8 protein-coding genes are annotated in these 11,113 nt (G+C 72.3%); 3 read left to right on the plus strand and 5 right to left on the minus strand.

The genetic code is table 11. The features are described 5' to 3' along the window. The 3 genes from ABNT58_RS20925 to ABNT58_RS20935 all read right to left on the minus strand — a co-directional run. Positions 1 to 1,789: thiamine pyrophosphate-requiring protein (locus ABNT58_RS20925; RefSeq protein ID WP_348755348.1), on the minus strand; the 1,789-nt coding region annotated here is incomplete at its 3' end. A 23-nt stretch (positions 1,790 to 1,812) separates the two neighbouring features. Further along, positions 1,813 to 3,552: a RecQ family ATP-dependent DNA helicase gene (locus ABNT58_RS20930; protein WP_348755349.1), complete on the minus strand. Its 1,740-nt coding sequence runs from the start codon at positions 3,550 to 3,552 to the stop codon at positions 1,813 to 1,815. An 8-nt stretch (positions 3,553 to 3,560) separates the two neighbouring features. Next, positions 3,561 to 3,965: a hypothetical protein gene (locus ABNT58_RS20935; protein ID WP_348755350.1), complete on the minus strand. Its 405-nt coding sequence runs from the start codon at positions 3,963 to 3,965 to the stop codon at positions 3,561 to 3,563. 77 nt (positions 3,966 to 4,042) lie between these two features. Here ABNT58_RS20935 and ABNT58_RS20940 point away from each other — a divergent pair, with 77 nt between their 5' ends. Together ABNT58_RS20940 and ABNT58_RS20945 are read left to right on the plus strand one after the other, a co-directional pair. Then, positions 4,043 to 5,359 (plus strand): response regulator, encoded by a 1,317-nt coding sequence (locus tag ABNT58_RS20940; RefSeq protein ID WP_348755351.1) that lies wholly within the window; start codon positions 4,043 to 4,045, stop codon positions 5,357 to 5,359. 214 nt (positions 5,360 to 5,573) lie between these two features. Next, the gene (locus ABNT58_RS20945; RefSeq protein ID WP_348755352.1) at positions 5,574 to 5,777 is read left to right on the plus strand and encodes a hypothetical protein; all 204 of its coding nucleotides are present in this window, start codon (positions 5,574 to 5,576) and stop codon (positions 5,775 to 5,777) included. A 2-nt stretch (positions 5,778 to 5,779) separates the two neighbouring features. Here the strand turns inward: ABNT58_RS20945 and ABNT58_RS20950 are convergent, their stop codons facing one another. Further along, positions 5,780 to 8,371 (minus strand): ATP-binding protein, encoded by a 2,592-nt coding sequence (locus ABNT58_RS20950; RefSeq protein WP_348755353.1) that lies wholly within the window; start codon positions 8,369 to 8,371, stop codon positions 5,780 to 5,782. A 218-nt stretch (positions 8,372 to 8,589) separates the two neighbouring features. Between ABNT58_RS20950 and ABNT58_RS20955 the strand changes: the two genes are divergently transcribed. After that, positions 8,590 to 10,017 (plus strand): sigma-54 dependent transcriptional regulator, encoded by a 1,428-nt coding sequence (locus tag ABNT58_RS20955; RefSeq protein WP_348755354.1) that lies wholly within the window; start codon positions 8,590 to 8,592, stop codon positions 10,015 to 10,017. A gap of 15 nt (positions 10,018 to 10,032) precedes the next feature. Here ABNT58_RS20955 and rpoN read toward each other — a convergent pair. Next, positions 10,033 to 11,113, minus strand: a 1,081-nt coding sequence (gene rpoN / locus ABNT58_RS20960) for an RNA polymerase factor sigma-54 (RefSeq protein ID WP_348755355.1), incomplete at its 5' end; no start/stop codon positions are given.

Consider the following 11,113-nt stretch of genomic DNA (forward strand, 5'->3'; position numbering starts at 1 on the left):
CCGCCCGCCCCGGCGCCACCCCCGCCCACCACTGGCGCAGCGTGGCCACCATCACCTGGCGGGCGTCGGCGTCGCCGTTGAAGAGGGCGCTGAAGTACGAGGCCACCTGCTTGGCCGGGATGTGCGGCGGCAGCGGCGGCACGTTGGGGTCCACCACCATCTGCAGCACCGTGGGGCGGTCGGCGGCCAGGGCTTCTTCCCAGGCCAGGCCGATGTCGTCGGGCTTGTCCACCCGGATGCCCTTGAGGCCCAGCAGGCGCGCATATTCGGCGTAGCTGAAGCCGGGCAGCGTCTGCGACGGGTCGAACTTGGGGTCGCCGGCCATCACGCGCTGTTCCCACGTCACCATGTTCAGGTCGCGGTTGTCCAGCACCATCACCACCACGCGCGGGTCGGTCCAGCGCTGCCAGTGGTGGGCCAGCGTGATGAGGGCGTTGAGGCCGATCATCTGCATGGCGCCATCGCCCAGCAGCGCCACCACCGGCCGCGCCGGGTGCGCGAACTTGGCCGCGATGGCATAGGGCAGCGCCGCGCCCATGCTGGCCAGCCCGCCCGACAGCGAGCCCATCATGCCGTGGCGCACCTGCAGGTCACGGGCGTACCAGGCGGCGCTGGTGCCGGAATCGCAGGCCAGGATCACGTCCGACGGCAGCCGGGGCGACAGTTCCCAGAACACGCGCTGCGGGTTCATCGGGTGGGCCGGTGCCATGGCACGGGCGCGCGTCACGTCCCACCAGCGGGCCACGCTCTTGACGATCTGGTCGCGCCAGGCCGTGTCGGCCCGCGGCTTGAGCAGCGGCAGCAGCGCCCGCAGCGTGAGCGCGCTGTCGCCGGCCAGGCTCACTTCCATGGGGTAGCGCAGCGCCAGCTTGCGCGGGTCGACGTCGATCTGCACGCCGCGGGCCTGGCCTTCCTTGGGCAGGTATTCGCTGTACGGAAAGCTCGATCCGATCATCAGCAGCGTGTCGCAGCCTTCCATCAGCTCCCAGCTGGCGCCGGTGCCCAGCAGGCCGATGGCGCCCGTCACGTAGGGCAGGTCGTCGGGCAGCACGCATTTGCCCAGCAGCGCCTTGGCCACGCCGGCGCCCAGGCGGTCGGCCACCAGCTGCACCTCGTCGGCCGCATGCAGCGCACCCGCGCCCACCAGGATGGCCACCTTGCGGCCGGCGTTCAGCACCGCGGCGGCGCGCGCCAGCTCGGTGGCCGGCGGCACCGCGGCCACGCCGGTGTGGCCGATGCCGCTGTGCACGGTGCCATGCTCACGCGGCGGCTCCTGCACCTGGGGCAGCTCCTGCACGTCGTTGGGCACGATCACGCAGGTCACGGTGCGCTGGTCGCGTGCGATGCGGATGGCGCGGTCGATCACATGGCGCGCCTGCTCGGCCACCATCACCGTCTGCACATAGGCGCCGGCCACGTCCTTGAACAGCGCGGGCAGGTCGACCTCCTGCTGGTAGTCGCCGCCGAGCGCGCTGCGCGCCTGCTGGCCCACGATGGCCACCACCGGCTGATGGTCGGCCTTGGCGTCGTACAGGCCATTGAGCAGATGGATGGCGCCCGGCCCCGAAGTGGCCATGCACACGCCCACCTCGCCGGTGAACTTGGCATGGGCGGTGGCCATGAAGGCGGCCAGTTCTTCGTGCCGGGCCTGCACGAATTCGATGTCGCCATCGCGCCGGCCGAAGGCGCCGACCAGGCCGTTGATGCCGTCGCCCGGGTAGCCGAAGACACGGCGCACGCCCCAGGCATGCAGGCGTTGCAGAAGGTGATCGCTGACGGTGGGTTTCATGGCAGGTGAAGGTGGTTCGGGCATCAGGCCGCGGCGGAAGCGCTGCGCCGCGGTGGTTTGGCCGGTTTGACGAAATCGGGGTGGAAGCTGCGCTCGGCGCCGCCGGGAAAGCGGATGGTCAGGCTGCTGCCGTCGCCGCCGACCACTTCGCCCAGGCCGTAGCGGCGCACGCGCACCGGCGTGCCGGCGGCCATCACGCGGATGGGTTCGGCCGACGGCGTGGGCGTGCCCAGCGCGGCTTCGGCGGCGCGCATCGCCTCGAAGGCCTGCAGGCGCTGGCAGCTGTCGCAATGGCCGCAGGCGGGGTGTTCGGCTTCGGGCTCGAAGTGGCGCAGCAGCAGCTGCCAGCGGCAGGTGCCGCTTTGCGCGTAGGCCACCATGGCTTCCAGCTCGGCCTTGTCGTGCTCGCGGCGCTGCTCGCAGGCGGCCAGCACGCGGCCCAGCGCGGCGTCGGCCAGCCGGCGGCCGGCGCCGCGCCAGCGGCCCTGTGCATCGCGGCGGGCCAGCTTTTCACCGGCCAGCAGGTTGAGGATGCTGCGCACCCGGCCGGGCGCCAGATCGGTGGCCTCGGCCATCGCCTCCAGCTCCAGCGCGGTGCCGCCGGCCGACAGCTGGGCCAGCACCGCGGCCACCGCATCGCGGTCGGGGTAGCGGCCGGCCATGAAGAACTGCTGCACGCCGCGGTCGCCGCGCAGGTACAGCAAGGTGCAGTCGGCATCTTCGCCGTCGCGGCCGGCGCGGCCGGTTTCCTGGTAATACGCGTCCAGCCCCGGCGGCAGCTGCAGGTGCAGCACCAGGCGGATGTCGGGCTTGTCGATGCCCAGCCCGAAGGCCGGCGTGGCCACCATCACCCGCACCTGCCCTTGCAGGAAGGCGTCCTGCACGCGGTGACGGTCGCTGGCGTTCATGCGGCCGTGGTACAGGCCGTAGGCCTCGGGCGGCTCGCCGGCTTCCACCGCGGCCTGTTGCAGCAAGGCATGCACGCTTTCGGCCTCACGCACGGTGGCCGCGTAGACGATGCCGGCACCGGCGTTGCCGCGCACGATGGCCAGCGCACGCTGGCGCTTGTCTTCTTCGTCGGCCTGCGGCTCCACGCGGTAGTGCAGGTTGGGCCGGTACACGCCGGCGCGCAGCAGGCCGTCGGCCGGTATGCCCAGTTGTTCCATCACCTCGGCGGCCACTTCGGCGGTGGCGGTGGCGGTGAGCGCCAGCACCGGCGGCTGCCCAAGCGCACGGCGCAGCGGTGCCAGCTCCAGGTAGGCCGGGCGGAAGGCATGGCCCCATTGCGCCACGCAGTGGGCTTCGTCCACCACCAGCAGGCCCACTGCACGGCCGGCCGAGATCACCTCGGCAAAGCCGGGCTCGGCCGCCCGCTCGGGCGTGGTGAAGACGATGCGGGCGCTGCCGTCGGCCACCGCGGCCTCGGTGGCGGCCAGCGCCTCGGCCGACAGGCCGCTGTGCCAGGCGTAGGCGGCGATGTTCAGGTCGCACAAGGCGTCGCACTGGTCCTTCATCAAGGCGATGAGCGGCGACACCACCAGCGTGCGGCGCTCGTCCATCAGCGCCGGCAGCTGGTAGCACAGCGACTTGCCGGCGCCGGTGGGCATCACCGCCAGCGTGGGCTGGCCCTGCAGCACGCGGGCCACCACCGCGCCCTGGCCAGGGCGCAGCTTGCGCAGCCCGAAGACCTGGCGCAACAGGCGCTGCGCCTGGGCGGGCAGCGCCGGTTCAGCCGCTGCGCTGCGGCGCGCGGGTCGGTCCACGGCGGAGTTCAATGGTCCAGCTCCGCCTGCAGGCCCGACATCGCGCGCTGCAGGCTGCGCCGGTAGGTGGAAGGCCGTTCGAAGCGCGGCACGCGGCCTGCCAACGCGTGCGTCATCATCCCGCCATGTGTTGCCTCGTCCTGCCCCACCCCCGCCCTTGCCGCCCGCGTCACCTCGGGCGGCATGTCGGGCGCCGGGCCGGGTGCGGGGCCCGGGGTGGGCGCGGGCTGGTCGGGCAGCGGGTCGCCGACCGGTGGCACGCCGGTGGGCAGGTCGGGCGTGGGTGGCGGCGGCATGGTGGGCTCGGGCGGCACCACATGGGCGCGCAGCGGCAGGGCCGGCCGCAGGGCCGGGCGCGGTGCCAGCACAGGGCGCACGCTGTGCAAGGTCAGGTAGGCGGGGCAGGCGCGCATGGTGCAGATCTCCTGGCAGTCGCAGCCACCGTGGCTGCACCGGGCTGGTGGCAAAGCCCGTTCCTCCCCATCGCGCCATGACGCACATGCTGTTGTCCCGGCTGCTGGCCATCACCCTGCGGGAGTGGGCGCCCCGGCTGAAGGCCGGGCACATCAGCTATGGCTTCGACGACCGCAGCGGCGACTGGCTGCTGCCCGGTGCGGCAGGGGCGATGGACCACCCGCTGTCGCGCGCGCGGGCGCTGCGGTGCAGCCTGCACCGGCTGGTGGGCGCCTGCGTCGACCTGCTGGGCCCGGGCGGGCTCATCGGCTTCGAGGCGCAGGCCGATGCCCAGCCCGAGGGCGGCTGCCGGCTGCACTGGCGCATCACCGGCCAGCCCGAGCGCCGCGGCCACGGCACGTTCGAGCAGGCGGTGGACCGGCTCGACCTGGCGCCGCTGGCGGTGGATGCCGGCGCTGGGCAGCAGCTGGCGCACGGCCGCTGCCCCACGGCCCGCGCGGCGGTGGCGCTGACCTGGCAGGCCGGCGGCTTCGAGCTCGATGCCAACTACCGGCTGTGCCAGGCGTGGTCGGGCCCGGTGCCGCGGCGGCCGCCTTTTGGCAGCCGCCACCTGTGGCTGTGGCAGCCCGATGCGGTGCAGGCCGCTGCGCTGGCGCGCGATGCGCTGCGCCACGGCTGGACGGTGACCGCGGTGGCCGGCCCCGATGCATTGCTGCAACGGCTGGCGCGCGATGCGGCGGGCGACTCACCGCCCGATGTGCTGCTGCTGTTTCCGGGTGCGGACACGCCGGCCGACCTGCTGCGCCAGGTGCGGCGCGCCCTGCCCGCGCGCACGCTGGCCGTGGCGGCGGTGGAAACCGGCTCCTTGTGGCTGGGCCAGCCCGACGCCCTGCCCGGCTACCAGCTGGCCTGCCACCCGCTGTCGGCGGCCGACTGGCAGGCCTGGGACCAGCTGCTGCGCCAGCCCACGCCCCGCCCGGCGCACGGCCGGGCCCCCGTGCCGGTACCGCCAGCGCGTGTGCTGGTGGCCCAGCACGACGACGTGGCGCGCTGCCTGACCCAATCGCTGCTGCAGGCCATGGGCCATGAGGTGCATGCCGCCCGCGACGCGGTGCAGGCGCTGGACGAGTGCCTGCGGGTGGCCCCGGCGGTGCTGCTGCTGGACCCCGCCATGCCCGGCGTGCACGGCGATGGGTTGGTGCAGCGGCTGCGCACGCTGCAGCGCACCGGTCTGGCCGCGCCGTGCCGCATCGTGCTGCACGCATCGGTGCAGGAAGGTGCAGCGGCCTTCGCGGCCTGGGGCGACGAGGTGGACGGCTTCGTGCCCCAGCCGGTGTCGCTGCTGGCCCTGGGCAGCGAAATGCGGCGCTGGTGCACCGCCTACCTGCACTGAGCCGCCGCCCCGTGGCGAGCGCTGACTTTGCAGCAGAGCCGCGCCGGGTTTACGGCAAAAGTGGCCAATGCCCAGCGTCTCTGCGAGGCGGGACCGCTCGTGGGGTGGGCCCCGGCGGCCCCTCGCAAGCCGACGACCCCTAGGCGCCCGGTCTTTGGGTGACAACCAGTAAGCAAAAACCCTCGACAGGCATCCACCTTGCATGGGTCCGGGCATGAACATCCAGCCCACCCTCTCGCCTGCCATTCATCCCGCTGTCGTGCAGAACGCGTCGGAGCCCGGCTCCAACGGCACGAACGACTGGATGACCGACGGACTTCGCGGTGCCATCGAGCGTGTGAACGCCTGGCACTGGCAGCATGAGCAGCAGCGCCTTCAGTCGCTGGCCGTGCCGGCCGACACCGACGATCTCCTCTAACGCTACCGGTCGTCGAACAGTTCGCGAAGCCGGTCGAAATCCACCGGCTTCGTCAGGTGCGCATCGAATCCTGACTGCAGCGCCTGCCGGGTGCTGGTGGCCATGCCGTAGCCCGACAGGGCGATGAGCCGGCCCGCATAACCCGCGGCGCGGCTCTGCCGGGCCACGTCGAAGCCGGTGATCTTGGGTAGCCCGAGGTCCACCACCGCCACCTCGGGCAGCTGCGACAGCAGCAGGGCCAGGCCCTGCTCGCCGTCGTTGGCCGTGCTCACGCGGTGACCGTCCAGCTCCAGCACCGCCTTCAGCGCCTGCAGCGCGTCGTCGTTGTCTTCCACCAGCAGCACGGTGCGCCCGCGCAGCTGGCTGGGCCGGCCTCGGCTGTCGGCCGGCGGCGGTGAAGGGATGCGTGGCAGCCGCACGCGGAACACGCTGCCGCCGCCTTCGCCGTCTCTGGCGTCCGGCCCCGCGCCGTCCCCGGCGCCCTCTGCCGCGCTTTCGGCGGCCACGCTGCCGCCGTGCAGCTCCACCAGCCGCTTGACCAGCGTCAGCCCCACGCCCAGGCCACCGGCGCGCCGGTCGAGCGAGCGCTCGCCCTGGACGAAGAGGTCGAAGGCCCGCGTCAGCAGGTGCGGCGGAATGCCCACGCCGTCGTCGCGCACCTCTAGCAGCACCTGCTCGCCATCGGGCACCACCTTCACCTGCACATGGCCGCCGGGCGGCGTGTACTTCAGCGCATTGGTCAGCAGGTTGCCGGCCACCTGCTCGATGCGGGTGCTGTCGGCGTCCACCCAGGCTTCCTGCAGCTCGGTGGTCAGGGTGTGCTCGCGGGTGTCGCCCGACAGCCGCATGGTGGACACCAGCGACGCCACCAGCTTGGCCAGGTCCAGCGGCCGGCGTTCCAGCACCACCTTGCCGGAAGCCACACGCGCCATGTCCAGCAGGTCGTCCATCAAGTGGGCCAGGTGCCGCGTCTGGCGGCTGATGATGTGGCGCGCATCGTCGGCCCGCTCGCCACCGCCGCCCACCAGCTTGAGCACCTCCACCGCGGAAGCGACGGCATTGAGCGGGTTGCGCAGCTCATGGCCCAGCATGGCCAGGAACTCGTCCTTGGCCTGGTTGGCCTGCTCGGCCTCGCGCCGGGCCGCCTGTTCACGCGCCACCAGCGCCGTGCGCTCGCGGTCGGTGTCCAGCAGCCGGGCCTCGGCCCGCTTGCGGTCGGTGATGTCCAGCAGCGCGGCAATGGCCCCGCGCGACTGGCCATCGGTGTCCAGCAGCGGCACCGTCTGCATGATGACGAAGCGCGCGGGCCCCGGGCCGGCGCGCAGCTCCAGTTCGGCCGCCGGCACCGGCGCACCGGTGCGGGCAGCCACGGCCAGCGGCAGTTCATGGCGGGCCAGCACGCGGCCGTCCTGCAGCACCTGCAGCTCCTGGCGCGGCGCGTCGGCTTCGCCCGCCGGGCGGCGCAGCATCTCGTCGAGCGCGCGGTTGCGCAGCACCTTGCGGCATTGGGGGTCCTGCGCAAAGGCCAGGCCGATGGGGCTGCCGCGGAACAGCGCCTCGAACTCGTCGGCCTGGCGCTGCAGCCGCAGCCGGGCGGCGGCTTCTTCCTGCCGGGCCGAGACGACAGCGTCCCGCAGCGCGGCAATTTCGCGCACCGGGGCGGCGGACTGCGGGCCGTCGGGCGCCAGGCCGCCACCCGCCCCCAGGGCCTGCAGCGGCTGGGTGACACGCCGAGCCATCCACAGCGCCAGCGTCACGCCCAGCAGCAGGCACAGCGCGGCGGTGCCCACGGCGGTGTACAGCGCCCGTCGGTGCTGCCGCTCGATCGGCCCGGCCAGCACGCCCACGGCCACGCGCCACGGGGTGCTGCCCACCGCATGCCAGGCCACGTAGGTGGGCTCGCCTTCCAGCAGCAGGGTGCGGTGCACGCCCGAGGCCCGCTGGCCCATGGAGGCCACCGCGGCCGCCGGCAGCTGGCGGCCCACGTACTGCTCCGGCGCCGTGCTGCGGGCAATGATGCGGTGCCGGCCATCGAACACTGACGCATAACCGCCTTCCAGCTCGCCCCCCCGGCGCAGCATGGCCTGCCAGTGCGCCACGTCGATCCAGGCGGCCAGTCGGTGGCCGCCTTCCAGCGCCACGCTCAGCACCACGGCGCGCCGCCCGTCCCGCTCCACCATGTTGGAGACATGCAGCGCCGGCAGCGTGGCCGGCGACACCTCTGCCGGCAGCGGCCAGGGCTGGCCGGCCAGTGCCAGCAGCACCTGGCCTTGCGGATCGGCGATGAACAGCGACTGCCAGCTGGGCCGCAGCCGGGTTCGCTGAGACAGCTGCCGGCCCAGCGCCTCCACCGTGCCCTCGGGCGCGTCGTCGGCCAGCAGCATCAAGGTGTCCAGCGAGGCCACCAGCTCGCGGTCGATGCCATCGGCCATCACGACCGCGGTGCGGCGCAGCTGGTCGTTCAGGCGCTCGGTCTGCGCGCGGGCATCGCGCAGGATCTGCAGCGACATGAACAAGGCCATCGGCACGCTGGCCAGCAGCATCATGGCCACCAGGTACGAGCGCAGCGAGGCCACCGGCCAACGAAGGGTCATGGGCAATGGGCGAGTGAGCGTTCAAGAGGGCTGCATCAGGGCGCTGCCAACGGCAATCGGCATGCCGCGACATGCAGTCATGACAAGTTGTTTCAACACGCCCCTACCGGCGTGGCGCTTGTAAACGAAGCGCTTATGCTGCTTGCCCCGAGGGTTGGCACACAGCGGCCAGCGGCCCTTCTTTTTACTTTTCCAAGCAGTACCGGAGGAGTCTCCTGATGAGCCACGCCCTGATCGTTGAAGACGACGCGGACGCGGCACGCATGATGGCAGCGTTGGTTGCCGAACAGCAATTCAGCGTGGCCACCGCGGGATCGTTGCGCGATGCCCGCCGCCAGCTTGCGTTGCAAAGGCCGGACGTCGTCCTGCTCGATCTGCAGCTGCCCGATGGCAGCGGCATGGACCTGTTTGAAACACCCGACCTGATCAGGCACTCGGAGGTGGTGCTGATCACCGGGCATGCCAGCCTGGAAACCTCGATCCAGGCGCTGCGCTTCGGCGCGGCCGACTACATCACCAAGCCCATCAGCAAGCGGCAGCTGCAAGGCATTCTGTCGCGCGTGATGCGGCCCGATGCGCTGCAGGCCGAGATCGGCCAGATGGAAGCCGAATGGGCGCGCAGCGGCCACTTCGGCCACCTGTGGGGCCGCAGTGCGGCCATGCAGCGGGTGTACCGGCAGATCGCGCGGGTGGCTGTGACGTCGATCAGCGTGTTCGTCACCGGCGAAAGCGGCACCGGCAAGGAAGTGGTGGCCCGCTCGGTGCACGACCTGAGCCGCCGGCGCGCGCGGCCGTTTCTGGCCGTGAACTGCGGCGCCATCTCGCCCAACCTGATCGAGAGCGAGATCTTCGGCCACGAGAAAGGCAGCTTCACCGGGGCCGACACGCAGCACCAGGGCTTCTTCGAGCGGGCGCACGGCGGCACGCTGTTCCTCGACGAGATCACCGAGATGCCGATCGAGCTGCAGGTCAAGCTGCTGCGGGTGCTGGAGACCGGCACCTTCATGCGCGTGGGCTCCACCCAGCTGCGCGAGGCCGACGTGCGCGTGATCGCCGCCACCAACCGCGCGCCCGAGCTGGCGGTGGCCGACCACAAGCTGCGCGAAGACCTGTTCTACCGCCTGAACGTGTTCCCGATCGAGCTGCCGCCGCTGCGCGAGCGGCGCGAGGACGTGCCGTTGCTGGCCGAGCACTTCCTGGCCGGCGTGTGCCAGCGCGAGGGGCAGGTGCGCCGCTTCACGCCGCAGGCCCTGCAGGCGCTGCAGGCCTACCGCTGGCCAGGCAACGTGCGCGAGCTGCGCAACGTGGTGCAGCGGGTGTACGTGATGGCCGATGGCGACGACATCGGCAGCGAATGGCTGCCGCGCGACAGCGGCGTGCCGGTGAGCGTGGCAGCCGCGGCCGAGGGCGGCGGCCAAGGCGCTTCGGCGCCTTCGCTGACGCTGCCGCTGGGCACCTCGATGGCCGAGGCCGAACGCCAGCTGATCCTGGCCACCTTCAAGCACTTCAACCACCACAAGGAGCGCACCGCCGCGGCCTTGGGCGTGAGCATGAAGACGCTGTACAACCGCCTGAAGGAATACGCCCGCGAGGACGAATCGGCGGTGGCCACCGACCTGGCCGATCCGCCCACCAGCGGAGCCTGAAGTCCCCGCTGTCGGTCAGCCGCCCGCGGCCTTGCGCCGCGTGGCCGGCTCGATGCGCAGCGCCTGCCGGTACTTGGTGACCGTGCGCCGCGCCACCCGCAGGCCCTGCTGCCACAGCAGCTGGGTGATCTCGGTGTCCGACAGCGGGTGACTGGCCTTTTCGTCCGCGATGATGTCGCGCACCAGGCCGCGGATGGCGGTGGGCGAGAGTGCCGCGCCGCTGGGCATCACCATCGCGCGCGAGAAGAAGTGCTTGAGCTCGAACACGCCGGCTGGCGTGGCGATGTACTTGTTGCTGGTGACGCGCGAGACGGTGGACTCATGCACGCCCACGGCCTCGGCGATTTCCTTCAGGCCCAGCGGCTTCATCGCCATCTCGCCGTAGTCGAGGAAGTGGTGCTGGCGGTCGATCACCGCCTGGGCCACCGCCACGATGGTGGAAAAGCGCTGCTCCACGTTGCGCACGGTCCAGCGCGCTTCCTGCAGGTGGCTGGCCAGGTCGGGGCAGGGTGCGCCGCGGTGGCGCTGGAACAGCTCCACCACCGTGGTGTTGAGCCGCAGACGCGGCACCACCGCCGGGTTGAGCACCGCCACCCAGCGGCCACGGTAGCGGCGGGCGATGACGTCGGGCGTCACGTAGTGCACCGGCGGCGCACCGAAGCGCCAGCCCGGCCGCGGATCGAAGCGGCGGATGCGGGCACAGGCCGCTTCCACCTCGGCCAGCGCAAAGCCCAGCCGGTGCGCCAGCGTTTCGCAATCGCGCGTGCCCAGCAGCCGCAGCTGCTCGCCGATGATGCGGCGGGCCAGAGCCCGCTGGTGCGCATCCTCGATCTCGCCGGTCTGCAGCAGCAGGCACTCCTGCACCGTGCGGGCGCCCACGCCGGCCGGGTCCAGCGACTGCACGCGGCGCACGGCGATGCGCACCTCTTCGTCGGTGGCGGGCGGGTCCAGCGCATCGTCGGCCGTCAGCTCGAAGGGGTCGGCGCGCAGGTAGCCGTCGTCGTCCAGCAGCTCGACCACGGCCTTGGCCAGGGCCATGTCGCGCTCACCCAGCGGCAGCAGGTTGAGCTGGCCGTGCAGGTGGGTGTTCAGGCCC

This window comes from uncultured Aquincola sp., from assembly GCF_964001545.1.
In the GTDB taxonomy this organism is placed as follows: Bacteria; Pseudomonadota; Gammaproteobacteria; order Burkholderiales; family Burkholderiaceae_C; genus Aquincola.

Bases quoted from the DNA above. Each gene is read 5' to 3' on its own strand.
- ABNT58_RS20950 (WP_348755353.1), bottom strand. From the start codon at position 8,371: ATGACCCTTCGTTGGCCGGTGGCCTCGCTGCGCTCGTACCTGGTGGCC.
- ABNT58_RS20940 (WP_348755351.1), top strand. From the start codon at position 4,043: ATGACGCACATGCTGTTGTCCCGGCTGCTGGCCATCACCCTGCGGGAG.
- ABNT58_RS20955 (WP_348755354.1), top strand. From the start codon at position 8,590: ATGAGCCACGCCCTGATCGTTGAAGACGACGCGGACGCGGCACGCATG.
- ABNT58_RS20935 (WP_348755350.1), bottom strand. From the start codon at position 3,965: ATGCGCGCCTGCCCCGCCTACCTGACCTTGCACAGCGTGCGCCCTGTG.
- ABNT58_RS20945 (WP_348755352.1), top strand. From the start codon at position 5,574: ATGAACATCCAGCCCACCCTCTCGCCTGCCATTCATCCCGCTGTCGTG.